Here is a 25,797-nt window from a genome sequence, read left to right on the forward strand (position 1 = left end):
TGAATCAGACGGGAGTCTAGTTTAGCAGAATAGACAAAAGCCGACAATGGAATATTTCATTATTGATGGACTTCTTGTGTATAGTTTTTGTCAACTTTTTCCATTTTGTTAAAGCAAAATAAAAATAAAGTTAAATAAGAAAACTTTGCCATAAAAAATTTTTATGGCAAAGAAATAATATCCTTTCTTAAATTTATTCTTATTTTAAATTCATATAATCATCAAATTATGCTATCGCTTGATTATGATGAGTCGTCGGATTTTTAGATGATTTTTCGCTGCGTGATAATCCAATAATGCCAGAACGAACAATTTCGATAATATCACAACTTTCACGAATTGTAGCTAAAAATGAATCCAATTTATCACTGGTACCAACTAATTGAACAATATATTGTGTTGCCGTCACATCAACGATTGTACCACGAAATATATCTGAACAACGTTTAACTTCGTCACGTGCTTCTGAGCCTTTCGCTAAAATTTTTACTAACATAATTTCACGTTCAACATGTGGGCCATCTGTTAAATCATATACGCGAAATACATTAACTAATTTATGTAATTGTTTTTGAATTTGTTCAATTACCTTTTCATCGCCTGTTGTTTGAATAGTCATCCGATGCATTGTCGGATCATCGGTTGGTGCGGTTGTTATTGTTTCAATATTAAAACCACGTTGCGCAAAAAGACCAATAATGCGAGATAATGCGCCAGGTTCATTTTCCGTTAAAATTGATAATATATAACGCATTAGGTTCTCTCCGTCTTACTTAACCACATTTCGTTCATCCCACCACCCCGGATTTGCATCGGATAGACATGTTCAGTTGCATCTGTTTTTATATCAATAAAAACAAGTTTATTTTTAATTGCGAAAGCTTCCTTCAACTTCGGTAATAATTCATCAGGGTGATTAATTTCAATACCGACATGACCATACGCCTCAGCAATTTTAGCAAAATCAGGCAATGATTCCATATATGAACTTGAATGACGACCCGCATAAATCATATCTTGCCACTGTTTTACCATCCCTAAAAAACGGTTATTTAGATTAATAATAATAATCGGTAACCCATATTGCTGTGCGGTCGATAATTCTTGAATATTCATTTGAATACTACCATCACCTGTTACGCAAATAACTTGCTCATTAGGTAAGGCTAATTTAACGCCAAGTGCGGCTGGCAAACCAAATCCCATCGTTCCAAGTCCGCCAGAAGTAACAAAATGACGGGGTTTATCAAAACGATAATAAAGAGCTGCAAACATTTGATGTTGTCCAACATCTGTTGCAACATAAGCTTTCCCTAACGTTAACTCGTAAATAGCCTCGATTGCTTCTTGCGGTTTAATCACATTAGAATCTTTTTTATAATCTAAACAATGTGTTAAACGCCAATGATTAATTTGTTTCCACCAATCAACTGAGGCATCTAAATCACGTTCGACAGTTATTTCATCAAGTTGCGTTAACATATCTCTTAATACTAATTTAGCATCACCAACAACCGGAATCGAGGCAGGAATCGTTTTTGAAATTGATGTTGGATCGATATCTACATGAATAATTTTGGCATTTGGACAATATTTTGAAACATTATTAGTAGTTCTATCATCAAATCTAACGCCTACCGCCAAAATAACATCGGCATTATGCATTGCCATATTGGCTTCATAAACACCATGCATCCCGATCATTCCTAAATAATGTTGAGAGCTTGCAGGAAAGGCACCTAATCCCATTAAAGATAATGTGACGGGTAAATTTAATTTTTCGCTCAAAGTCAGAATTTCTTGACTTGCATTTGCGGTAATCACGCCACCACCAATATATAAAACTGGTTTTTTAGCATTAAGTAACGTTGATAACGCTTTCTTAATTTGTCCTTTATGTCCATGCACAGTTGGATTATAAGAGCGTAGATATACTGTTTTAGGATAAGTATAAGGATATTTTACCGCAGGATTCATAACATCCTTAGGAAGATCAATAACAACGGGACCGGGTCGACCCGTTGAGGCAATATAAAACGCTTTTTTTATTATCTCAGGAATATCTTTGGTTTCTTTAACTAAAAAACTATGTTTAACAATCGGTCTAGAAATACCGACCATATCGCACTCTTGAAAAGCGTCATTACCTATCAATTGAGTAGACACTTGTCCGGATATGATGACTAACGGAACAGAATCCATATAAGCAGTCGCGATGCCTGTTATTGTATTTGTTGCACCAGGACCCGATGTGACTAAAACTACCCCTACATCACCTGTAACTCGAGCAAATCCATCTGCCATATGTACTGCAGCTTGTTCGTGGCGTACTAAGATATGTTCGATTCCTCCAATTGTATGAATAGCATCATAAATATCTAAAACACTTCCACCAGGATAACCAAAAATCTGCTTTACTCCCTGATCAATCAATGATTGTATTACCATTTCTGCGCCTGACAATTTTAACATGTCTATTGTCTCCATCATTTATTTATAATTAATATCCCTCCATTTTGCATTAACTTGTTATCAAAATCAAATAAGTAATCATTGTTAAAATAAACAAAAATATTGTCAAATTCTATCAAGAAAACAACATTTAATTAGCCATATTATTAATCAATTATTAACAGTAATAAGTTATATGCTAAAATGTATTAAGTAAAAAATTAAGGAATAGTTATGATCACAACGACTTTAAAATCTATTTCGCTCGCTGATTGGCAACTTATTAAAGTTAGTGGGGACGATAATCTGAAATATCTTCAAGGGCAATTAACCATTGATATTAATTTACTTACGCCTGAAAACTTCTTATTTTCAGCACATTGTGATGCAAAAGGAAAAATGTGGAGTAATCTTTTATTATTTAAGCGTGATAACGATGTTTATTATATCGTACGTAAAAGTGTTGCTAATCAACAAATGGTTGAATTAAAAAAATATATGATTTTTTCTAAAGCCCAAATTGATTTCGTGACAGATTTAAATATGATTGGTCTTGTTGCAAAAGATGATGATCCAATAATACCCGCGGCGTTAATGAACCAATCTTGTTATCATGATGGTAAAATTACTTATCTAAAATTACCTTTACCATATAAGCGTTATATTAAGATTACGCCAGATCCTATAAAACCCGCGCTTTTACCTTCAAGTGAATGGTTACGCCTTGATTTAGAAGCGGGTTATCCCATTATTGATCAAGAAAACATACAGTCACTGCTACCTCAAGCATGTAATTTGCAACTTATCAATGCTATTAGTTTTAATAAAGGCTGTTATTGTGGACAAGAAATGGTTGCCAGAGCAGAATATCGTGGTATTAATAAACGTGGTTTATATTTACTTAAAGGACAAGCCAATAGCCTACCCAAAATTGGCGATACATTAGAATATCAAATTGGTGATAATTGGCGGGAAAGTGGACAAGTTCTTGCAGCAACTCCCATCGATAATTCAATGATTTATGTGCAAGTTGTTTTAAATAATGGCATTGATATTAAAACACCATTTAGGATAAAAAATGATCCGAACAGTCTTTTAAAATTATGTTAAAAATCGCCAATAATTAATCAATAGATACTTTTTTATCTATTGATTAATAAAAGGAATGAATAAAATTTATTTTTTTAAATAATAGTAACATCAACAAATAAACCTTGAATAATAAAAAAATAATTTAGATTAAATTTCGCTATTCCCTCAGTTCTTGCCGCACTAATTCGATAAAATATTTAACGCCAGTGAGCAATATGTCATCATTAAAATTAAAAGCGGGATTATGTAGATTAGCCCCTTTGCCCGCCCCTAACCAAACATAAGCACCAGGAATTTTTTGTAACATAAAAGCAAAATCTTCCGATCCCATAGAAGGTTTAGGATCAATGATAACTCTGTCTTGCCCGACGATACTTGTTGCCGCCTTAATAGCAATATCCGCTTGTTTTGGATGATTAATCGTTGCAGGATATCGTCGTTGATAATTCACATCAACTTTAGCCCCAAAAGCATAAGCAATTCCTTCAGCAATTTCAGTGATACGCTTTTCGGCTAGATTTTGGATCTGGGCATTAAATGTCCGTACTGTGCCTCGAATTACCGCTTCTTGCGGTAATACATTCCAAGTATCTCCACTATGAATTTGTGTAACACTAACGACTAAAGAGCTAATTGGATCGGTATTTCGACTTACAATAGTTTGTAAACCCATAACGATTTGACTTGCAATTACAATAGAATCTTTACCAAAATGAGGAGCTGCAGCATGCGCACCAAGTCCTTTTACTTTAATTTCAAACACATCATAAGAAGCCATCAATTCGCCATGCGAAACATAAAAATGGTCAAGTTCCATATTAGGCTGATTATGTAAGCCATATACTGCGTCGATCGGAAAACGTTTAAATAAACCATTTTCCACCATAATACGCCCACCACCTTCATTTTCTTCAGCTGGTTGAAAAATAACAACAACCGTTCCGGCAAAATTACGATTTTCAGCAAGATATTTGGCTACACCTAATAAAATAGCAGTATGACCATCATGACCACATGCATGCATTTTACCGGCAATTTTTGAACGATAATCAACATTTGTATCTTCTGTAATATCAAGAGCATCAATATCCGCTCTTAACCCTATCCAACGTCCCTCTTGGTTGCCATGAATAATACCAACAACGCCTGTCGGCGCAAAATCGGTATGTAATTCTGTAATTCCGAACGATTTAAGTTTATCTATAATAAACTTTGTTGTATTACGCTCTTCAAAAGCAGTTTCAGGATGAGCGTGAATATGATGACGCCATGATTTTATTAGATCGTTTAATTCAGAGATTTCATTCATTTTTAGATCCTTATCAATTAACTGAATATAATAATTACTCATTTAACTATGATTTTAGATAAATAATCTATAATTTAATCAAAGACTATAATATAAAATCGTTATTTTGCTAAATAGCTAATTTGACTATTTATATTTGATTTAGTTATAACTGTCAGTGAACGATAACGAGGATTTTTTGATAATATTTTAATTTGATCATTGTTTTGATCTATTAAAAATTTTATTTTGAATTATCAATATAATCCTAACCATGCGGCGATTAATAAAAAAGGACCAAATGGAATTCTTTTAATCCGCTGTTTTTGTAAAATCATCAATAAAATAAAATACCCTATTGCCAATAAACATGCCATCAATAATAACTTTGGTAACGAAAAATAAGGTACCCAAGCCCCTAATGCTGCGAATAATTTAATGTCACCCTCTCCCAATCCTCGTTTTTTAGTAATTATATAAAAAAAAGTTGCTGGTATTTTTAATAAACTATATCCCAATATTATTCCTATTAAAGCATCATAAAATGCTAATTGACTCATTTGTAAAAGGGCATTCATTAATCCAAACCCAAGCAAAGGATACGTTAAAAGATCGGGTAACAAAAAATGTTTAATATCCATTATTATTAATAATATAAACCAATCTAATAATAGCATTAAACTTAAACTTTGAAGATTTAAACCTCTATCTAAATAAATTAAATTGAAAGCTAAACCGTTGAGAAATTGACATAAAATATAAAATGATATACTTACTTTTTTATCAAAATTTGATGTTAATGAAAAAAGGGAAAGAGTTACAATTGAAAAACTGTCCCTTTTTCGATTCTTTTTATTTCTAGAATAAAAATAGGTTATATAAAAATAGTTATAGGCAATTTTTATGACTATTACCATTAAACAACCAACGATAAAGAAAATAAGTGACATCATTGCATTACATTACCCAATTCAAAAATAGGTAAATAAATGGCGATAATTAATGTACCGATAATTAAACCTATTATCATCATTAATAAAGGTTCCATTTTTTGCGATAAATTATCGGTTAATTCCATATTTTGTTGATGATAATATTGCGCCAAATTACCTAACATTGTATCTAATGTACCTGACTTTTCGCCTATTTGAATTAATTGACTGCATAAGTTTGGAAATAATTTTAATTGTTTAATTGCTTGATTAAATTCATGACCTTGTTCAATTGATATAATTATAATTTGGATACTTTGTCGAAAATAATCATTATCGACAATATTAAATATTGCTTGTAAGCCTTTAAGTAAGGGTATCCCCGATTTTTCAGTAATGCTCAATGTTAAAAAAATTTGACTTAAATATCCGCTACTTAAAATGGTTCCTATTAAGGGTACTTTTAACCAAAAGACATCAATATATCGTTTAATCTTTTTTTTAATGCAATAATGAAAAATTGAAAATAAAAAACTGATATATAACAATAAAAATAACCCATTTTGATAAAGATAATCCGACAGAAAAATAATTTGCTCCGTCAATATCGGTAAAGATTTATCAAAACTTTGATAGACTTCGGCAAATTTAGGGATAACTATTAATAAAATTATCAAGGTAATTACGCATGTCATGATTAACAAAAATAAGGGATAACGCATCGCTTTTTTTATTTGCTTTTTAATCGCAATTGTTTCTTCTAATTGCCTCGTTAATTGTTTAAAACAGTCATCTAATTGCCCAGTTAGCTCACCAATAGAGACTAATTCTTGATAAAAATGAGGGAATACATAATGATATTGTTTAATGCTTTGTGATAACGATTCGCCATTTTGTAGCTTTGATTTAAGATCATGTAATAAATATTGCCAATTCTTTTTAATTTGCTGCTTGGCGATGTGAGCAAGGCTTTCAACAATGGGTAAACCTGCTTGTAACATGGTCGCTAATTGTTGTGTAATAATTAATAAATCAGATTGAGAAAAAGCGTGTTGACTAATAAATTGACCTGTTTGAATTTTTATCGCAGTTTTATGATTTAATAACGCTTGTCGCATCACCTCACGTTTTGAATAGGCTAATGTGTAATGGGGTGATAAATCCTGATCCAGCCAACAATAAAGACGCTTCATTCAATATCACCTAAAACTCGATTAATTTCAGCAAGACTCGTTATTCCATTTTGGACTAGCTGTAAAGCAGCTGATTTTAAGGAATATCTATTTTTTGCTTCGATCGGTTGATGCAGTAAGATTTGCTTTTCAATTTCTGCTGTAACTGATAATAATTCATATACTCCTATTCGACCATAATATCCTCCCATACAAAATTGACAACCACGGGCGATAAAATGCGGAGTTAACGTATTTGTAATATTAATTAATTCATCCGCAACAACTTTACATTTACAGCACAATTTACGCACTAAGCGCTGTGCAATAATTAACTTTAAACAGCTTGCGACAAAATAGGATTTAATCCCCATTTGTTTTAAACGATTTATTGCTTCTATACTTGAATTAGTATGTAAAGTTGATAAAACAAGGTGTCCCGTTTGAGCTGCTTGTATGGCAATTTCAGCCGTTTCCTTATCGCGAATTTCTCCTATCATAATTACGTCAGGATCTTGCCGTAATAAAGCCCGTAAAATACAGGTAAAATTTAATCCTGCTTTTGTATTTATAGCGGTTTGATTAATTCCTTCAAGGGGAATTTCAATGGGATCTTCAACACTACAAATATTGCGATTTGGATGATTAAGTTGCTTAAGTGCACTATATAGCGTTACTGTCTTGCCGCTTCCTGTTGGTCCAGTAACCAAAATCAAACCTTGAGGTAAATGCAAAATCTTTTTAAATAATTCTAAATCATCAATAGATAATCCCAATTCTGAAAGTGATAACTGATGTTCATGGTTACCCATCACTCGCAAGACAATTTTTTCGCCTTGTATAACAGGCAAGGTTGCCATACGCAAAGTATCTTTTTCTAAAATTAATTGACCATCTTGAGGTAAACGTTGCTCGGCAATATTTAGCTGCGCCATAATCTTTAATCGTGCTGTAATTTGTTTTGCATAATTTAGCGGAAATCGGCAAATTTCTTCTAACACACCATCAATACGTAATCTGACGCGGTAATAATTTTGATAAGGTTCAAAATGGATGTCTGATGCTTTTTTCTGTAATGCATCGCAAATAAGTTGATCGATTTGTTCAACCACATATTCAGTATTCATTGTGCAAGATCCCATCATAAAAATTATGAAAAATTAAAATTTAAAAATATCTTCGCAAGCTTGAATTAAATCTGTATTTGATGGTGAAGCGCCACATTTACTTGACCAATCAAGGGTGGCGTAATTGTTATTTATCGCCGGGGTTAATTCAGCGGTTAAGCCTTCTAATGTTTTTTTACCGGACATTGTTATTACGCCATTTTTAACCTTAATCGCGGAGACATATTGACTGCTTTTTGACGAAGGAATTCCTTTTTTACCATTATTACAATTTGTTAAATTACCTTGTTCTAATGCACAAATTTCAATAGCTGTTTTATAGGGAGCCATTGCCTGCAACATATCTGTCAACGCTGCTTTTTGTATATACCCTTGATAAGAAGGCAAACTTATCGCAGCAAGTATTGCAATAATCACAATTGCAATCATTAACTCAAATAAGGTAAATCCTGTTTGTTTTGTCATGCATTTCACCTAAATTATTATGTTTGCTAAATGCCCTATTTATAGCAAAAAATTTTTTCTCTAAAAATATGAGATGAAGAAATGGGAAAAAGATAACAATCTTTTATAAATCAAAAAATTATTTGTTCAATTTTGAGAGGCATCGCACAATAAATAGCAAAATAATAAGACGTCGTTAATATCGACATTATCATTTAATGAACGATATAATAATTAAGGCAATATTAACTATAGCATTATCAAAATTTAAACGTTATAAAGGAAGGTTTTAAAATGGGCTTTAAAATTGTGAATGATTATTTAGAAGGAGCACGCCAAATACCCTCTCCTTTTTATAATGATAGACCTTGCAATAAACCGGTTTCTTTACTGGTTATTCATAATATTAGCCTCCCGCCTAAAGTATATGGCACCCCTTATGTAGAACAATTATTTACAGGTCAATTAGAAGCAAATCAACATCCTTATTTTGCGTCAATTGCTCATTTGCAAGTTTCTAGCCATCTTTTTATTCGCCGTGATGGTGAAGTCGTTCAGTTTGTACCGTTCAATAAACGTGCCTGGCACGCTGGTCAATCCGCATTTAATGACCAAGATAATTGTAATGATTTTTCAATTGGAATTGAACTTGAGGGATCAGATGAAGATGAATTTACTGATATTCAATACCAAAAATTGTCAGAGATCACAGCTTTACTTCAATCTCATTATCCAATTAACGATATCACAGGTCATAGTGATATCGCACCTACGCGCAAAACCGATCCAGGACCTTATTTTAACTGGTCTTATTATCGAGTCTTACTTAATGATATCGCTTTGGTAAATTCAGTGGATAAGTCTCTCAAACAAATTAAAAATGAAATGCAAAACATCAAACTATGGACAAATAATCCACCCAATAAAGATGCTTTGGCTAGTCAAGAGCCTTTTGCTATCGATAAATTAGAAGCATCAGAATGGCTACAATGGATATTTATCCCTCGTATGCAAGCAATTATTGACGCAAAATCACAATTACCGCTAGGCTTTAAGCTTTATCCTTATTTTGAGGAAGCCTTTAAAGATCAACAAGAAAAAAATAAGCTCCTTTCATTAATTAAACAATTAGATGATCTTGTCGCTATTGATGAAGCAAAAAAACACTAAATGCTATTAAGGAATTCGTGTTTTTTGTTTTAATTAAATTAAATTTAATTTTTATTTTTAATTATTTTTCGATAGTTATTTACAGCCCGGCGATGTTTATCATAACTTTCTGAAAAAGTATGTCCTCCATTGCCCGTTGCAACAAAATAAAGATAATCCGTTTTAGCTGGATGTGCTGCAGCTTCTAATGACTCTAAGCTTGGCATCGTAATCGGAGTCGGCGGTAATCCCTTTATTACATATGTATTATAAATATTAGTATTATCTGTCAAATCTGAACGGCGAATACTACCCGTATAATTATCACCTAATCCATAAATAATGGTGGGATCAGTTTGTAATTTCATATTTGCATTTAATCGATTGATAAAGACGGACGATACAACTGCTCGCTCCGAGGCTAACGACGTTTCTTTTTCAATAATAGAAGCCATAATTAATAATTCATATTCATTTTTATAAGGTAAATTTTCATCTCTTCCTTCCCATACACGTTTCAGATTACTACGCATGTTTTTATAAGCACGTTTTAAGATATCTTTATCGCTGGTATGTGCAGTATATAAATAGGTATTAGGAGATAACCATCCTTCGAGTGATCCTTGAATACCGAGATGTTTAGCTATCTCGTCGGCGGTAAGATGGGTTATTGATTGATTAATATATTTAGCATTTTGTAAAGCGGTTGACCAGTCTCGCCAAGTTTTACCTTCTAGCAATCGTATGGAAAATTGATTTTCTTTGCCTGATGCTAATAAACGTAAGAAATCCTTCACCGTCATATGCTGTTGTAATTGGTAAGTGCCAGCTTTAAGGGATCCCATATTAGGTGTAAATTTATATAAATAAGGTAATAAATAACTATTTTGCATCAGGTTTTCATTATTAACTTGTTTAGTCAATTGTTGAATCGTTGTGCCTTTTTCTAGCGTAAATATTTGTTTATTTCCATTTAGAATGAGTTCTTGTTTTGAAAATTTCTGTAAATAATAGTAACCGAAAGAAGAGCAGCTAACCAAAACAACCACAAATATAAGAAAAGAATATATAATTTTTTTAAGCATAATGTATTAATTAATATAATGAATTTTACTTCGATGCGTAAGACAAGTAATTAATTGATAAGCACTAATTCCTGTGTGCTTTGCGATCTCTTCAACAGGTAAACCTTTACCCCATAATATAACTTCGTCACCTAAACGATCTTGTGAATCTGCACCTAAATCAACAACTAACATATCCATTGATACTCGTCCAACAATTGGAACTTTACGTCCATTAATGAGAACCATCGTATTTGTTGTGATATGACGTGGATAACCATCACCATAGCCCATAGCTACAACGCCTAAAAGAGTATCTTGATTACTGGTCCAAATTTGTCCATAACCAACAGATTGTCCTTTCTGATGCGATCTAATGGCAATTAATTCAGATTTTAATGTCATGGCAGGTTTTAAATCCACAATAGGATCTAAAAAAGGCGATACGCCGTATATTCCTATACCTGGTCTAATCGTTTCAAAATGAGATTCTTGCCAGGCAATTGCTCCCCCTGAAGCAGCTATTGAACGGCGCCCAACTAATGTCGCATCGATAGATTTGATAAAATCATTAAATAATTTTAATTGCATTAATGTTTGGGAGGGATCTAGTTCATCAACTGAACTAAAGTGACTAATAAAATTAATTGGTTTACAAACCATTGAGCATTCGATTAAGCGTTGTAATTCAATTTTAGCATCTTTTAAACTAAATCCTAATCGATGCATGCCTGTATCAATTTTAAACCAGACTTGAATCTGATTAAGTAAAGCATTTTCTTTAAGCCGATCTATTTGCCAACCACTATGAATAACCGGCTCAAAATTATAATCAATTAAACAACCAATATCATCATGAGGGAAAAATCCCTCTAATAAAATAATGGGTTTGTGGATCCCTTTTTCGCGCAATTCAATAGCTTCAGCTAAACGCGCTACACCAAAACCATCAACTTTATTTTCAATAAGTCGCGCAACTTCTACCATACCATGACAATAAGCATCTGCCTTAACAATAGCAATTAATTGGCTATTGGCAGCGATTTTTCTAAAATAATCAATATTATGTAAAATTGCTTTTCGATCAATCTCTATAACAGCAATAGACATTTGATAAACCTTTACCTTTAAATTATTGCATTCACAAATCATTTCATTTGCAATTACAAATTAAAATTAACGTAAATTTGTAACGGATTATAGCTAAAAACACATTAAATTTAACCTTATTTTTTTATAACAGGCATTAATTGCTCATTCTTAATTTATGCATTATTCTCTCTATTACTTAAATAAAAAGTAAAGCAATATTAATTTAATGTTATTTTTAGGAAAAATTATATGTCGAAAATTTTAAATAAAGACACTACCTTTTGCATGTCGTTGTCAGGACGACCAAGTAATTTTGGTACACGTTTCCATAATTATTTATATGATAAATTAAATTTAAATTATGCTTATAAAGCCTTTACCACGAATAATTTAAAAGATGCAATCTATGGTATTAAAGCTTTGGGTATTCGAGGTTGTGCTATTTCAATGCCCTATAAACAAGAATGTATACAATATATGGATGAATTAGATCCTTCAGTAAAATCCATTCAAGCGGTTAATACTATTGTCAATACTGATCATTATCTTAAAGCCTACAATACAGATTATATAGCGGTAAGAACTCTTATTGAACGACACAATATTGATAAAAATATCCCCTTTATATTAAAAGGTAGCGGTGGCATGGCAAATGCCGTTTTAGGTGCTTTTTATGATGCAGGATTTAAATACGGGGTCATAGCTGCTCGTAATCAAACCAAAGGACAAGCCTTAGCTGGAAAATATGATTATAATTGGATAGGTGATGAAAATCATCTCCCACTTAAACAAGCAAAGCTGTTAATCAATGTCACGCCGTTAGGAATGCAAGGTGGAACAGAACACGATCAATTAGCCTTTTCAGAAACCATGGTAAAAGCGGCTGATATTGTTTTTGATGTGGTTGCTTTACCGGTCAATACCCCACTAATTAATTTAGCGCATCACTTAAATAAACAATTAATATCAGGCGCAGATGTCGCTACTTTGCAAGCTGTTGAGCAGTTTGTGTTATATACTGGCATAAGACCAAATGATAAATTAATTCAACAAGCAGCAGATTATGCAAGACAACTAATGTAAAGTTAAAAATTGGATTTATAATTATAATTTTGATCCATTTTCTAACGGTTTGTAGACATGCTAATTAATAGATAATAAAAAATATCATTTTTTATTATCTATTATCCATAAACATTCTTATTACCTTTTTCTTGACGGTTTTGGCTCCGAATATGCTAAATCATCAAATATAATGCAACCCGCATTTATGGCTTTATCAGTCGAACCGAAAAACCTCGTCCTTCAGTGCGAGGATGTAAGGCTTAAATGACGAAGTCGTTTTACTGTTTTAGGCTGAAGTTCGTTGTTGTTCTATATATTATCTAATAATGGCAATAGGGGCACCACCGCAACTTGCAGCAAAGTAAGATGGCATGTATTTTAAATACACAGTGTCTACCATGTCTAATTTCATTTTGTCTATTCATAAAGCAATAGTAAAATAGAGATATGATAATACGCAAAGGCTTCAAATTTGAATTAATACCAAATGGTGAAACTATCCGTAAACTTAAACCGTTTTGTGGATGCTCTCGTTTTGTTTTTAATCAGGTATTAGCGTGGCAAAAAAGCAATATGAACGAGATAAGACTATCAAGTTCAGTTATACCAAAATTGCTAATTTACTTCCGGAATGGAAGAAAGAATATAACTGGTTAAAAACGTGTCATAGCCAAGTCTTACAACAATCATTAAAAGACTTAGAAAGTGCTTACCGTAATTTTTTTCGTAAACAATCTGATTTTCCTAAATTTATGAAAAAAGGAGTCAAGGAAAGCATCCGTTTTCCGCAAGGAACAAAACTAGACGAAAATAATAAGCGTATATTCATTCCTAAAGTGGGTTATATCTGTTACAGAAAGAGCCAATTAATTGTTGGTACCATTAAAAATGTCACTGTCAGTTTAGTCTGTGGCAAATGGTTTGTATCTATTCAAACCGAATATGAGCAAGCAGAGCCGATACATAAATCTAATACTGAAATAGGTATTGATATGGGCATTTGCCGTTTTGCAACGTTAAGTAATGGTGCTTATTTTGAACCCTTGAATATATTCAAACAGAATCAATTAAAATTAAAAAAATTACAACAACAACTAAGTCATAAGAAAAAATTTAGCCAAAACTGGATCAAATCTAAGCGTAAAGTATCTAAACTACATCATCAAATAGCGAATGCTCGAAAAGATTACTTACACAAAATCTCGAATGAAATCAGCCAAAACCACGCCATGATATACACCGAAGATTTAAAAGTAAGTAATATGTCTAAATCAGCTAGAGGTAATCAAGTAGAGCATGGGAGAAACGTCAAAGCAAAATCAACTTTAAATAAATCCATACTTGACCAATCGTGGTAAGAATTTAGACGGCAACTTGACTATAAAAACTATTGGCGAGGAGGTTTTGTATACAGTGTCGATCCGAAGTATACAAGTCAAACCTGTCCTTGTTGTTATCATGTAGCAAAAGATAATCGAAAAACACAAGCTAAGTTTGAATGTGTCAGTTGTGGTTACAAAGAAAATGCTGATGTTGTTGGTGCATTAAATATACTCAGGGTAGGACATACCCGAAGCGTCTGTGAAGTGAACGATGCTGTAATGTCGTCAGCAGCAGAAACCCACCGAAGCGAGTTAGCCATAAACTAACCGCAGTAGGAATCCCCGTCCTTTAGGGCGGGGGGATATCAAGTAGTCGTCTTCTATAAATCCAGAAGCGTTATTCATCAATAACATGAGGCTATTAAATCCAAAATAATATTTCACTGTTCCTGAACTTGGTTTAGTGACAGTTAGTGTAATATCAATGCGTTCACCTTCTCTAAATGGTGGAATTTTTAAAATCATTTGCTGGATTAAATTCTTGTTTCTCCTTAAATTATTTACCCTTATTGGATAGTCGTTATTAAATAAAAACCGTAAATCACCACGAATCGGTGTTGTCTGGTTAGTACTGTTAGAATCACCGCTACTAATATGACTGTTGTTAGAGCGAGTAAAGGTAACGTCATTGACAAATAATATTGTCATGCTTCACTTGCGATAACACTCATAACACTACCCGCAACAAGTTTGCCACTTGTAATTAAAGGCGCTTTGATTTCGCTTCCTGCAATTAATCTATCGCCACGAAGGGTACCTGTTGCGATTAAATCGCCATCTAAAAACATCGCAGTGAAATCCATTTCGTGCCGTTATACATTTTTGGCTCTGAATGGGCGACTTGTCCATTCAGAGCTAAGGAATAAATAATGAGCGTCGTATCTCGAGCAGGATAAAAACCAAATTCACGATAAAATAATTGGGTCGCGCTATCGCTATCAGGAAATACCCCGTCATTTGTTTGAATACGAAAAACACCCCCTGCGCCGTTTTCTGCTATCAAGGTTTTTGTTTGCGCGATAGTCAGCTCAGATCGCCCCACTGAATTTACCGCATTCACCCCATGCCAATAAATTGTATCTGGCAGGCAATCTACATCTGTTAATGTCATCGATCGCCCTAAATAATTTGTTTTGGTTTCGACGGCTTGGCGTTAATATTAATGTTTGGGGTTTTGTCGGTGGTAAAATTGAAAAACTAATCATCGTTTCATCACCTAGCTTTTCATCTTCCGTAACGCCGCGCACTTTTGCGCTATATTTGCCTTGCTTCATATCACTAAGGTAGTATTCTGTATCGCTTAGCACATCACGATTAATTAATTTGTCATCCCGATAAAATGCTTTCAATAATTAAATTGCTAAGAAAAAAGGGCTTTTAAGCCCTTTAAATTAATTTGTCTATTTTAGTTTTATGCGTGAGAATGTTATAAAACTAATTGCTCAGGTTTACATTCATAAATTTTTGCTAATTGTTCTCTAGTTTTTAATTGTGGTTTTGATGATTTATTTTCTGCTTGTGCTATTGCTTATTGTGTCAACCCTGCCGCTTCTGCCATTTGATGTTGACTTAATTTTCGATAAATACGCCATGTAGCTAATAAACTGACAAATAGAATAAGGCCTAAATTAAAATTTAGGCCTTTTTAAATAAAAGTGAGACCAATCGTTAATCTATTTTTGCATGCTTCGATGTAATTTATGATACACAGCCAGTAATTTTTGATGCATAGAAAATTGGCTTAAATCGCCCTCGTTATCCGACGAAAACGGCGTTAAACCTAAAAAGGTTTTTTGCCCTGTGGCGTATTGCCACATCGCATTTACACGATCTTCACCATACATTTTGTAAAAGGCATTTTGATAATTAGCAAACTTCTCTTCGCCCCGTTCCAGAATAAAATTAACCAATGTTTGCAATGTTCGATAATCTTTATTACGTTCAGAAGTAAATATGGAATTATTCATTTCGATTGTCCAATCGATCCATAAAGCCGCTTGAGATAAATCTTGACCTGCTAGCGCAAGCATAGCTTTTAATTCACCGATGCGTAATGTTAACCACGCATTATCTTTACCTGTTGCTATGCCGAGTAATTCTCGCACACGGGCAGCATCATCTAATCCTTCATCATCTAATTGTTCAATAATGGTTAAGTAATTTTGCTTTGTTAATTTTTGCTTTGGTAGCGATAAAATGAGATCCCGTAAGTGAATTGCCATATTATTATTTGCCATCAGCAAATCTTCGGGAGGATAAATTTCGGACATGCCAACCGCTAAAATTCGACAAGCATAAACACCTAAATGCTCATAATCCATAATTAATACATCAACATGATGATCTTCAAAAATCGACATCAAATTATTAAATTCTTGTTCTGTCGTGCCAGAAAAATCCCAGTCGACAAAATCATAATCCGCTTGCTTGTTGAACATGTCCCATGAAATCAGACCACTTGAATCAATAAAATGCGTTTCAAGATTACTTAGATCGGCGACTTCATCATTATCAAAACTCGGCGGCGAAAAAACATCGAGATCCTTTAAACTGCGTCCTTGTAATAATTCTGTCACTGTACGTTCAAGCGCTACGCCAAAATTAGGATGTGCGCCAAATGAAGCATAATTGGTACCATTTTCAGGGTTAAAGAGGACGACACATATAACAGGAAACTCACCACCTAATGATGCATCAAAACAATAGATTGGAAAACCTTCGCTTTCAAGCTTAGTTATTGCTTCAACAACTGATGGATAACGCACTAAAATAGATTGAGGAATTTCGGGTAAGCTAATTGCTTCGCTAATAATCTTGTTTTTTGTATAACGTTCAAAAATTTCCGATAACGCCTGCACACGTGCTTCATTTTTAGTATTACCCGCTGACATACCGTTAGAAGCATATAAATTAGCAATTAAATTAACAGGTACATATACAATCTCTTGTGTTGATTGTTGCAAGAAAGGTAAAGCACAAATTCCACGCTCATTAGCACTTGATTGCAAATCAATTAAATCTGTTGCTTGTAATTCCTTTGCCGGATCATAAAATTGCCATAGTTTTTCATTTAATATTCCTTTTGGAATTTTATTATTTTCTGTAATTGGAAACCATTTTTCTGAGGGATAATGAATAAAATCGCTATTTGCTACCTCTCGACCTAAATAAAAATCTGAAAAGAAATAATTAGTCGAAAGTCGTTCAAAATATTCTCCTAATGCTGATGCAAGCGCCGCTTTTTTGCTGGCGCCTTTACCATTGGCAAAACATAATGGACACTCCGTATTTTGGATATGTACTGACCATACATTAGGAACAGGATTTAACCAAGAGGCTTCTTTAACATCAAGGTCATAGTTAGCTAATTGTTCATGAAAGTAATTAATCGAATCTTCAAGGGCGGCATCTTTGCCTGTAATATAGGTTTTCATAAGCTCTCTTAGTTTAAAATATAAATATAATAACGATTAATAATTAATGGTTAAGATAATAGTTCAATTTAATATATCTGTTGATTTATTAATAAAAATGTTCTCTAATGTATCAGCTTGTATACAGTAATCACATATTAATTAAGCAAAAAATTTATCTCAATAAGGAGAAAGGAATGAATAATAATTTTTCACCTAAAGATTTACTTTATTTCAATCGTTTAATTATGCCAACAATTATCACAATTATTTATTGGATCGTGTTAGCAATCGTGGTTTGTTATAATCTATATGTCATGATAAAATTTAGTTTTTTTGGCGGTTTAATGGGTTTGGTTTTCGGTTTGATTATAACGCGAATTAGTTTTGAGCTAATTTGTGTTTCATTTAGCATTAATCGCAATCTTGAAAAACTTGTTACATTACAATCAAAAAATGTAAATGATGATAAAACGGATAGCCAATAATCAATACGCAATCTTAATTTATCTCTCTGATAAAAAGAATTTTACGTCTATTTTAAAAGAGAGATAAGCGTTCATTTATTGTTTTAAGATGATATGATATCATGTAAATGCCAACGTGGTTTAACGTCAATTTTTAAATCCGTTTCATTTCCGAGTTTTAAGCGCATCATTCCTGCATAAGCAATCATTGCCCCGTTATCTGTACAAAATTCTGTTCTTGGATAATAAACTTGCCCTTTGCGTTTACTCATTAATTCCGTTAATTTTTGTCTTAATGTGTGATTAGCGCTAACACCACCTGCAATAACTAAACGAGTAAATCCTGTTTGTTCTAAAGCGCGTCTGGTTTTAATCACTAAGGTATCAACTAATGCATCCTCGAAGGCTCTTGCAATATCTGCTTTACTTTGCACATCTATCTCTGAATCATTGACAAGTGATTGATGAGTTTTTTGTGTTCCTGACTTAGTTGTATCCGGTTGCGCTACTTTAATATCATTATCTGCCAATTCTAATTTAATCTTATTTATGCAGTTAGCAGTCGCTGTTTTTAAGCCAGAAAAACTAAAATCAAGACCTTGTCTATCGGTCATTGGACGTGGAAAATGAAAACGATCTGGATATCCTTGTTTAGCCAGTACAGATAATTTAGCTCCACCAGGATAATCAATACCTAATAATTTCGCGGTTTTATCAAACGCTTCGCCAGCGGCATCATCGATTGACTCACCTAATAATTGATATTCACCCATGCCAGTAACACTAATCAATTGCGTATGACCACCCGACACAAGTAAAGCTACAAATGGAAATTGTGGAGCATTCTCTTCAAGCATCGGTGCTAATAAATGCCCTTCCATATGATGAACGCTAATAGCTGGAACATTCCAGGCGTATGCCAATGAACGACCAATAGATGCGCCAACCATCAACGCGCCAATTAATCCTGGGCCTGCCGTATAAGCAATAGCATCAATGTCGCTTGCAGTCAAATTTGCCTCTTTTAAGGCTGCTTGAATCAAGGGGATTGTTTTACGAATATGATCGCGTGAGGCTAATTCCGGTACAACGCCTCCATAATCTGCATGTAATTTTATTTGACTATATAGCTGGTTGGCAATTAAGCCTTGCTTATCATCATAAATGGCAATTCCCGTTTCATCACACGACGTTTCAATACCTAATACTTTCATTCGTTTTTTCCTGTAATATCAATTTCGTCACTTTCACTCCAGACATCTTCAAAGGGAATCGATTTATCGATAATACGGTGCTTTTCATCTGCCCATTCACCTAAATCAATCAATTGGCAACGTTTACTACAAAAAGGACGAAATGGATTTTTTTCTGACCACTCCACCGTTTTTTGGCAGGTTGGGCATTTAATCATTAATAAGTTAGATTTATTCATAATTTTCTTTTGAGTGAATGTAATAACCGGGATTATTAATAGTGTGTTAATAACATGATTTAAAATAGGGGTTAATAATAAAACTTTCATTCTAAATGGTAAAAAATAAATACCTTCATATTTGAATACATTTTTTTCATAAATTAACAACAAGCAAGTTCAAAATTTATCGCATCAATTTGTGAGTTTTCATCCACATTTAATTTTATAAAACGAATACTATAACGTGATGTATATCCTGACACTTGCGGATAAACCAATGAATCCTCATCCATACGAATGCGAATAAGATTAATCTCATTAGCCGTTTCTTGAAAAAAACTTGAGGTATATTGATAGACTTTAAATTCACCTAATTGACGAATCATTTGGATGCAAGCTAATAGAGCTTCTTCTAACGTTGTAATATGCGAAAACCATTCATTGATGTGCAGATCGCGCTTGATTTGTGGTTGTTCTAACCATAAATGTAACGAAGGTAAATCAAAACTACAACATCCTCCTGGTATCATCAAACGTTGGCGAATACTGGCAATAAAACGATCTTCTTTTAGAGGCTGACCTAAGCGTGAGATAAGAGTTAATTTCGTTAATAGCATATCAAAACGATTTATAAATGCATTTAAACGAATATGATCAACACCCGCATAATTGGACCAGCCCAACAATTTATGCTTTTGCGTTTCAATTTCTTTAATTAAATCACTTTTTATATCGTTTCGTTCAATAATTTCTAATAATTCCGAAAACGCATGAAAAAAAGGTAAAGCACTCATTCTATCGCATGTTCGATACATATTAAGCTGTTGTAAGATAAATTCAATTCGCAACCAAGTGCGCATCTTTTCAGTTAAAGGATGTTCAAAAATAATCTTATTCATAGTTACCGTTTCTTACCATCTGGTGGTTTGAAATGAGACTTTGCCATTTATCTTCATACTTAAAAAAATATTCATTTTTTCTTACTAATTTTTTTTATATTAATAGATAAAATTTATATTCAAAACTTATATCTAAAATTAATACTTAACACGCTTAACAACAAAGTAAAAAATAAAATCAAGCTTAATAATCATCAACAAAATAATCGCTATAAAATTGATGTAACTTCGTAACTTCAAATTTCAATAATGAATAATCGCCTGTATTACAAATAATATCGTGAGCAAAAGACAAGCGCTTTTCTCGCGAGGCTTGCGCCAATATCATTTTTTTTGCAAAGGATTCGGTTAGATTATCACGCAATATTAATCGTTGTAACTGTAGTGATTCCGGAATATCAACAATTAACACACGGTCAGCTAATTCTTGCAAATTATTCTCGATAAGTAAAGGGATCACCCATATTACATAAAGCCCTTTTTGTTGTTTGATTTGGTTGATAGTTTCTTTATGAATAAGGGGATGCAATAAATTGGATAACCATAATCTTTCATGATCATTATGAAAAATAATATCGCGTAATTGACTGCGATCTAACTCTCCGTTTGATAAAAGGATTTCTTGACTAAAATGTTTAACAATGGCTGTAAGTGCTTCACTATGCGGTTTTACGACCTGCTGAGCAATTTGATCAGCATCAATAATTGCAACGCCTAACTCGGCAAAAAGATTGGCAACTGTTGTTTTGCCACTTGCCACACCTCCGCTAAGGGCAATAACATTTGGCATAGCTATAGTCTCAAATAAAAAGGATAAATCAGTATATCACAGGAGATTTTGCATACACAATCTTAAGGCAATGATAGAAACGATAAATCTAAGCAAATATTAATAGAAATAATATAAAAACACTGGTAATCCCTTTGTAACTGTATATAATAACACTATATGTATAAAAAAACAGGGTGACCTATGAAACCTTTAACTTTACGACAACAACAAATTTATGACCTAATTAAAGATCACATCCAACTTACAGGCATGCCACCAACACGTGCCGAAATTGCGAGTCAATTTGGGTTTCGTTCTGCCAATGCTGCCGAAGAACATTTAAAAGCATTAGCTAAAAAAGGTGCGATTGAAATGATCGCCGGTTCATCTCGTGGCATTCGTTTACTATTAGAAAAGCCCCCAACCAATGATGAAGAAGGTTTACCACTAATAGGTCGAGTTGCTGGTGGATCCCCAATTCTTGCCGAGGAACATATTGAAAGCCACTACCAAATTGACGCATCTGTTTTTACGCCTAAGGCGGATTTTTTACTACGCGTTAATGGTATGTCAATGAAGGATATCGGTATTTTAGACGGTGATTTATTAGCCGTTCATAAAACACAAGATGTACAAAATGGTCAAATTGTTGTAGCTCGTATTGATAATGATGTGACCGTCAAACGCCTATCCCATAAAGGTAAATATGTATACTTGTTACCTGAAAATGAGGAATTTTCGCCAATCAAAGTCGATCTAGAACAGCAAGAATTTGTTATTGAAGGACTCGCCGTTGGAATTATACGTAATGGATCATGGATGTAATACAAAACTTTAGTTAAAATAAAATTACTTTATTTCCTTTACGGAGAATAACCATGTGGCTATTTTGGCTTTATGAATTTTTAAGTTTTTTAGCAATCATTGTGCTAATCATTGCTTATTGCAAATATAGCAAACATAAATTTTGGGCATTCATATGGCATAATTTAAAATGGATCGCATTAAGTATCGCTATTGTGTGGTTAGTTATTGCAATTTTATGTCGGCATCAATTATATAACGCGGCCCATTGCTATTTCAGAGGTGTTAGCATGCATGCCGAAACAAAATATTCCTTTTTTTTAAATGAATGTCAAATCAGAACAGCTAGCGGCGCTTATGTAACTATCGATAGAGCACGTGCATATCCTGATTCAAAAGAAGATGATCATGCAGATAACGGAATCGATCAAAACTTAAATTTTTAACGCCTACTCTGCTTTAAAAAGGACGTTTTAAGTCTTAATGGATAAAATTAGAATGATAATTAAACCTTCATGATATGAAGGCTTAATTATTAATGCGATTTTGGTTATAAGTCGTATATTTTAAACAGCGTTTTTCTATATATTTAAAACAATAAATTAATACGGCGCTAATGCACAAATAAATCACAGCGGCTATCGAATAGCCCTCAATTGTCATGTAATAATCTGAATTAATATCACGCACGACTTTTAATATATCAGGTACCGTCGCTGTAAATGCGATTGCCGTTGAATGTAATACAAAAATGACTTCATTACTGTAAGCCGGTAATGCAATTCTAAACGCGCGAGGAAAAATAATATTCAAATATAATTGGAAATTGTTAAAGCCTAATGCAATTGCCGCCTCTCTTTCACCTCTTGGAATATTTCGAATTGCACCTGCCAATATTTCGGTTGTATAAGCACTGGTATTTAATACGAAAGCAAGTACTGTACAATTAAAACCACTCGCAAAAAAATCCGCCAACACCATATTATTTTTGACAAACGACAATAAATAAATACCTGAATATACTATTAGTAATTGCACATAAAGCGGTGTACCACGTAATACATAAGTAAATAGCCAAATAGGTGCTTTAATAAAAAGATTTGATGAATTACGAGCAATTGATAATGGCAATGATAATAAACCACCTAACACAATCGATAAAATTAATATCCAAAGTGTCATCGCAATACCTGTTGTTTGAAAACCATCACTATATAAAAGAGGTTTCCAATATTCTTGCAAAATCTCTATTAATTGCTGAGGATATAAATCGATCATTTTTTGTTGCAAAAACGCTAACATTCTTATGATGGTCCTTAAAGTTTTGCTTTGTTGTTGTTGATACCGACGGAATAATGGCGTTCAAGCCACCAAAGTAGAATATTTGAGAGTGTTGTATAAAATAGGTAAATGCCGGCAGCAACAAGTAAAAAATATAAATCTTCGAGTGTTGCACCCGAGGCATTCTTAGCTGCTTTGAGTAAGTCAGATAGACCTAAAATAGAAACTAATGCCGTCGCTTTTAAGATAACAAGCCAGTTATTACCAATGCTTGGTAAGGCAAATCGCATCATCAATGGAAAACGTACATAACAAAATAGTTGTTTCTTCGTTAGCCCTAATGCGGTCGCAGCTAAAATAATATCGTGTGGAACGGATATAAATGCACCACGAAATGTTTCAGTAAAATAAGCACCGTAAATAAATCCTAAGGTAATTACACCCGCCCAAAATGGACTTATTTGGATAATTGACAAATCAAAATAATCACAAATATCATTGATCAGAAATTGTAAACCATAAAAAATTAAAAACATTAGAACAAGATCGGGTATACCTCGAATTAACGAGGTATATATCTGACATAAAAATTTTACAACTCGCGTGTGTGATAACTTTCCTAATGCGCAAATAATACCAAGCATAATAGCAATAATTAACGATAAAATTGCCATGCTAATCGTAATAAGGGCGCCCTGAAAAATAAGATGAAAATAACCGTGCATTAATTATTTTTAATACCATAAATATTAAAATCAAAATATTTGTCATTAATAGTTTGATATGTGCCATCTGCTAGAATTTCTGTCAATGCTTTGTTAAATGCTTCGCGCAATTCATTATCTTTTTTACGAAAACCAAGCCCAGCTCCAACACCAAAATATTCTTCATTAATTAAAGCAGGACCAGCAAACGCAAATCCTTTGCCTTGTTGCTGTTTTAAAAAGGCATAACTACCGGTTGCTTCAGCTTGTAAAGTAGCATCTAAACGACCGGCAACAAGATCAGCAAAAACTTGCATTTGATTTTGATAAGATACAACATTCACACCCTGCTTTCGCCAAAAATCATACGCATAATGTTCTTGCGTTGTGCCTTGTTCAACACCAATTTTTTTTCCTTTTAATGATTCGACTGTCGGTAATAAGCCGGAATTTTCTTTAGCAATTAATCGTGGTGATGCTAAGAAAATATGATCCGAAAACGCAATTTGTCTTTTACGTTTTTCTGTGATCATTAATGAAGATGAAATCATATCAATTTTACGAGATTGCAACGAAGGGATAAGTGCATCAAAATCGACTGTCGAAAAATGACATTCAATTTGGACTCGATCACAAAGTGCTTTAGTTAACTCAATATTAAAACCGGTAATATTACCTTCAGCATCTAAATAATCAAAAGGCGCATAAGAAGTATCCGAACCGATATTAATCGCTTTTGGTAAATCCGCTTGCCCAATACAAGGAAGGCAAATAAACCAAAGAGCAGCAAATACTGTACTTATTTTTTTCATCATTCATAATCTCGTTAATTTATAGAAACGCATAATATACAATTTTTTAGCAAATTTGATAATAAAAATCTTACTTTAACGCTTATCATTTATTCAAAAATCCTTTTTTTAAGAGTAAACGGTTAATTGTTTCTTTTATTGTGCTAAAAAAATGCATCATGCGAATAGTTTGCTTAATTACATTCTATTTATTAACTGTTACAAATCAATCAGAGTATTAGCTAGTCGAAAATGGTAAAAAATGGCATAATAAAAAGCCTTATTTACTAATTAGAAAACGATTTGTGCCAAACGCTAAATTATGTGAACGATTTCGAGGGTTTTACCCAGTCGTTATCGATATTGAAACTTCAGGCTTTGATCCTAAAAAAAATGCCCTGCTTGAAATTGCTGCTGTAACATTGAAAATGGATGATAATGGCTGGCTGTTACCTGATCAAACTATGCAATTTAATATTAATCCTTTCGAAGATGCTATATTAGATGCTTCCTCTTTAGCTTTTAATGGTATTGATCCGACAAATCCATTACGTAATGCTGTCGATGAAAAAGATGCACTTGAAGCTATTTTTAAAATGGTTAAAAGTGGTATGAAAAAGGAAGATTGTCATCGTGCTATTATGGTTGCACATAACGCACAATTTGATCACCATTTTTTAATGGCGGCAAGTGAGCGCGCAAGGATAAAACGTAATCCATTCCATCCTTTTGCTACATTCGATACAGCTGCCTTGAGTGGATTAGTTTTTGGTCATACGGTGCTTGCAAAAGCCTGTGAGCTTGCCAATATCTCTTTTAGCCAAAAAGAAGCCCATTCAGCCTTATATGATACAGAAAAAACCGCTATTTTATTTTGTGAGATTGTCAATCGATTTAAACGTTTAGGAGGTTGGCCACTTGCTGAAGATAATTCTAATTCATCAAAAGCGTGATCTTGCTTATCTTAAGGGTAACTCATCTACTCTCACCGAGA

28 protein-coding genes and 2 pseudogenes are annotated in these 25,797 nt (G+C 33.3%); 9 read left to right on the top strand and 21 right to left on the bottom strand.

The features are described from left to right. Positions 1-226: 226 nt before the first annotated feature. Together ilvN and ACSYSW_RS06620 are read right to left on the bottom strand one after the other, a co-directional pair. Entirely contained in the window at positions 227-754 is a 528-nt protein-coding gene (gene ilvN / locus ACSYSW_RS06615) for an acetolactate synthase small subunit (RefSeq protein WP_491705810.1), read from the bottom strand. Continuing rightward, a complete protein-coding gene (locus tag ACSYSW_RS06620; RefSeq protein ID WP_491705809.1) occupies positions 754-2,472 on the bottom strand; it encodes an acetolactate synthase 3 large subunit in 1,719 nt (572 codons plus the stop codon). The genes ilvN and ACSYSW_RS06620 overlap by 1 nt, the downstream gene beginning before the upstream one ends. A 213-nt stretch (positions 2,473-2,685) precedes the next feature. Between ACSYSW_RS06620 and ygfZ the strand changes: the two genes are divergently transcribed. Then, entirely contained in the window at positions 2,686-3,561 is an 876-nt protein-coding gene (gene ygfZ / locus ACSYSW_RS06625; RefSeq protein ID WP_491706227.1) for a tRNA-modifying protein YgfZ, read from the top strand. A 139-nt stretch (positions 3,562-3,700) separates the two neighbouring features. On the opposite strand, the gene ACSYSW_RS06630 is transcribed toward ygfZ, so the two are convergent. The 5 genes from ACSYSW_RS06630 to ppdD form a co-directional block, all read right to left on the bottom strand. Then, positions 3,701-4,852 (bottom strand): M20 aminoacylase family protein, encoded by a 1,152-nt coding sequence (locus ACSYSW_RS06630; protein WP_491705807.1) that lies wholly within the window; start codon positions 4,850-4,852, stop codon positions 3,701-3,703. Between the two features lie 236 nt (positions 4,853-5,088). Beyond that, complete coding sequence (locus tag ACSYSW_RS06635) at positions 5,089-5,472, bottom strand: prepilin peptidase (protein ID WP_491706228.1); 384 nt, start codon at positions 5,470-5,472, stop codon at positions 5,089-5,091. Between the two features lie 308 nt (positions 5,473-5,780). Further along, positions 5,781-6,956 carry a type II secretion system F family protein gene (locus ACSYSW_RS06640; RefSeq protein ID WP_491705805.1) on the bottom strand — a complete coding sequence of 392 codons (1,176 nt, stop codon included), beginning with the start codon at positions 6,954-6,956 and terminating at the stop codon, positions 5,781-5,783. Further along, positions 6,953-8,062, bottom strand: a complete 1,110-nt coding sequence (locus ACSYSW_RS06645) for an ATPase, T2SS/T4P/T4SS family (protein WP_491705804.1) — start codon at positions 8,060-8,062, stop codon at positions 6,953-6,955. The genes ACSYSW_RS06640 and ACSYSW_RS06645 overlap by 4 nt, the downstream gene beginning before the upstream one ends. Before the next feature lie 33 nt (positions 8,063-8,095). Next, the gene (gene ppdD / locus ACSYSW_RS06650; protein ID WP_491705803.1) at positions 8,096-8,527 is read right to left on the bottom strand and encodes a prepilin peptidase-dependent pilin; all 432 of its coding nucleotides are present in this window, start codon (positions 8,525-8,527) and stop codon (positions 8,096-8,098) included. Positions 8,528-8,800: 273 nt separating this feature from the next. Between ppdD and ampD the strand changes: the two are divergent. Beyond that, positions 8,801-9,334, top strand: a pseudogene (gene ampD, locus ACSYSW_RS06655) (1,6-anhydro-N-acetylmuramyl-L-alanine amidase AmpD); the annotation flags it as partial. Between the two features lie 57 nt (positions 9,335-9,391). Continuing rightward, a complete protein-coding gene (locus tag ACSYSW_RS06660) occupies positions 9,392-9,676 on the top strand; it encodes a YqcC family protein (RefSeq protein WP_491706331.1) in 285 nt (94 codons plus the stop codon). A gap of 44 nt (positions 9,677-9,720) precedes the next feature. Here ACSYSW_RS06660 and mltG read toward each other — a convergent pair whose 3' ends face one another. Together mltG and alr are read right to left on the bottom strand one after the other, a co-directional pair. After that, a complete protein-coding gene (gene mltG, locus ACSYSW_RS06665) occupies positions 9,721-10,704 on the bottom strand; it encodes an endolytic transglycosylase MltG (protein ID WP_491706332.1) in 984 nt (327 codons plus the stop codon). Between the two features lie 42 nt (positions 10,705-10,746). Beyond that, the gene (gene alr / locus ACSYSW_RS06670) at positions 10,747-11,829 is read right to left on the bottom strand and encodes an alanine racemase (protein WP_491705801.1); all 1,083 of its coding nucleotides are present in this window, start codon (positions 11,827-11,829) and stop codon (positions 10,747-10,749) included. Between the two features lie 240 nt (positions 11,830-12,069). On the opposite strand from alr, the gene ACSYSW_RS06675 reads away from it, so the two are divergent. Both ACSYSW_RS06675 and ACSYSW_RS06680 read left to right on the top strand, forming a co-directional pair. Then, positions 12,070-12,894 carry a shikimate 5-dehydrogenase gene (locus ACSYSW_RS06675; protein WP_491706070.1) on the top strand — a complete coding sequence of 275 codons (825 nt, stop codon included), beginning with the start codon at positions 12,070-12,072 and terminating at the stop codon, positions 12,892-12,894. A 429-nt stretch (positions 12,895-13,323) separates the two neighbouring features. Continuing rightward, positions 13,324-14,525, top strand: a pseudogene (locus tag ACSYSW_RS06680) (RNA-guided endonuclease InsQ/TnpB family protein). Here ACSYSW_RS06680 and ACSYSW_RS06685 read toward each other — a convergent pair. From ACSYSW_RS06685 to ycaO, 5 genes are all read right to left on the bottom strand, one after another. After that, positions 14,511-14,906 carry a hypothetical protein gene (locus tag ACSYSW_RS06685; RefSeq protein WP_491705800.1) on the bottom strand — a complete coding sequence of 132 codons (396 nt, stop codon included), beginning with the start codon at positions 14,904-14,906 and terminating at the stop codon, positions 14,511-14,513. The pseudogene ACSYSW_RS06680 and the gene ACSYSW_RS06685 sit on opposite strands and share 15 nt — an antisense overlap. Then, positions 14,903-15,061 (bottom strand): hypothetical protein, encoded by a 159-nt coding sequence (locus tag ACSYSW_RS06690; protein ID WP_491705799.1) that lies wholly within the window; start codon positions 15,059-15,061, stop codon positions 14,903-14,905. Before ACSYSW_RS06690 ends, ACSYSW_RS06685 begins: the two co-directional genes overlap by 4 nt. After that, the gene (locus tag ACSYSW_RS06695; protein WP_491705798.1) at positions 15,037-15,369 is read right to left on the bottom strand and encodes a hypothetical protein; all 333 of its coding nucleotides are present in this window, start codon (positions 15,367-15,369) and stop codon (positions 15,037-15,039) included. The genes ACSYSW_RS06690 and ACSYSW_RS06695 overlap by 25 nt, the downstream gene beginning before the upstream one ends. Next, positions 15,287-15,532 (bottom strand): hypothetical protein, encoded by a 246-nt coding sequence (locus ACSYSW_RS06700; RefSeq protein ID WP_491706333.1) that lies wholly within the window; start codon positions 15,530-15,532, stop codon positions 15,287-15,289. Before ACSYSW_RS06700 ends, ACSYSW_RS06695 begins: the two co-directional genes overlap by 83 nt. A gap of 399 nt (positions 15,533-15,931) precedes the next feature. After that, positions 15,932-17,692 carry a 30S ribosomal protein S12 methylthiotransferase accessory factor YcaO gene (gene ycaO, locus ACSYSW_RS06705; protein WP_491705796.1) on the bottom strand — a complete coding sequence of 587 codons (1,761 nt, stop codon included), beginning with the start codon at positions 17,690-17,692 and terminating at the stop codon, positions 15,932-15,934. A gap of 176 nt (positions 17,693-17,868) precedes the next feature. Here ycaO and ACSYSW_RS06710 point away from each other — a divergent pair, with 176 nt between their 5' ends. Further along, positions 17,869-18,159 carry a DUF4282 domain-containing protein gene (locus ACSYSW_RS06710; protein WP_491705795.1) on the top strand — a complete coding sequence of 97 codons (291 nt, stop codon included), beginning with the start codon at positions 17,869-17,871 and terminating at the stop codon, positions 18,157-18,159. Between the two features lie 83 nt (positions 18,160-18,242). Here the strand turns inward: ACSYSW_RS06710 and tsaD are convergent, their stop codons facing one another. The 4 genes from tsaD to coaE all read right to left on the bottom strand — a co-directional run bounded on the left by tsaD (position 18,243) and on the right by coaE (position 21,241). Then, a complete protein-coding gene (gene tsaD, locus ACSYSW_RS06715; protein ID WP_491705794.1) occupies positions 18,243-19,352 on the bottom strand; it encodes a tRNA (adenosine(37)-N6)-threonylcarbamoyltransferase complex transferase subunit TsaD in 1,110 nt (369 codons plus the stop codon). Then, entirely contained in the window at positions 19,349-19,570 is a 222-nt protein-coding gene (yacG, locus tag ACSYSW_RS06720; protein WP_491705793.1) for a DNA gyrase inhibitor YacG, read from the bottom strand. Before yacG ends, tsaD begins: the two co-directional genes overlap by 4 nt. 143 nt (positions 19,571-19,713) lie before the next feature. Next, positions 19,714-20,451 (bottom strand): cell division protein ZapD, encoded by a 738-nt coding sequence (locus ACSYSW_RS06725; RefSeq protein WP_491705792.1) that lies wholly within the window; start codon positions 20,449-20,451, stop codon positions 19,714-19,716. A gap of 184 nt (positions 20,452-20,635) precedes the next feature. After that, positions 20,636-21,241, bottom strand: a complete 606-nt coding sequence (gene coaE, locus ACSYSW_RS06730) for a dephospho-CoA kinase (RefSeq protein WP_491705791.1) — start codon at positions 21,239-21,241, stop codon at positions 20,636-20,638. Positions 21,242-21,424: 183 nt separating this feature from the next. Between coaE and lexA the strand changes: the two genes are divergently transcribed. Together lexA and ACSYSW_RS06740 are read left to right on the top strand one after the other, a co-directional pair. After that, a complete protein-coding gene (gene lexA / locus ACSYSW_RS06735; RefSeq protein WP_491705790.1) occupies positions 21,425-22,048 on the top strand; it encodes a transcriptional repressor LexA in 624 nt (207 codons plus the stop codon). A gap of 53 nt (positions 22,049-22,101) precedes the next feature. Next, the gene (locus ACSYSW_RS06740; RefSeq protein ID WP_491705789.1) at positions 22,102-22,473 is read left to right on the top strand and encodes a hypothetical protein; all 372 of its coding nucleotides are present in this window, start codon (positions 22,102-22,104) and stop codon (positions 22,471-22,473) included. Between the two features lie 82 nt (positions 22,474-22,555). On the opposite strand, the gene hisM is transcribed toward ACSYSW_RS06740, so the two are convergent. The 3 genes from hisM to ACSYSW_RS06755 are packed head-to-tail and all read right to left on the bottom strand — an operon-like array spanning position 22,556 to position 24,824. Beyond that, the gene (gene hisM, locus ACSYSW_RS06745) at positions 22,556-23,305 is read right to left on the bottom strand and encodes a histidine ABC transporter permease HisM (RefSeq protein ID WP_491706069.1); all 750 of its coding nucleotides are present in this window, start codon (positions 23,303-23,305) and stop codon (positions 22,556-22,558) included. 38 nt (positions 23,306-23,343) lie between these two features. Next, positions 23,344-24,033 (bottom strand): ABC transporter permease, encoded by a 690-nt coding sequence (locus tag ACSYSW_RS06750; RefSeq protein WP_491705788.1) that lies wholly within the window; start codon positions 24,031-24,033, stop codon positions 23,344-23,346. Beyond that, the gene (locus ACSYSW_RS06755) at positions 24,033-24,824 is read right to left on the bottom strand and encodes a lysine/arginine/ornithine ABC transporter substrate-binding protein (protein ID WP_491706068.1); all 792 of its coding nucleotides are present in this window, start codon (positions 24,822-24,824) and stop codon (positions 24,033-24,035) included. Before ACSYSW_RS06755 ends, ACSYSW_RS06750 begins: the two co-directional genes overlap by 1 nt. 284 nt (positions 24,825-25,108) lie before the next feature. On the opposite strand from ACSYSW_RS06755, the gene rnt reads away from it, so the two are divergent. Continuing rightward, positions 25,109-25,756 carry a ribonuclease T gene (gene rnt, locus ACSYSW_RS06760; RefSeq protein ID WP_491705787.1) on the top strand — a complete coding sequence of 216 codons (648 nt, stop codon included), beginning with the start codon at positions 25,109-25,111 and terminating at the stop codon, positions 25,754-25,756. The last annotated feature ends 41 nt before the right edge of the window (positions 25,757-25,797 follow it).

The organism is Gilliamella sp. ESL1225, assembly GCF_058502635.1.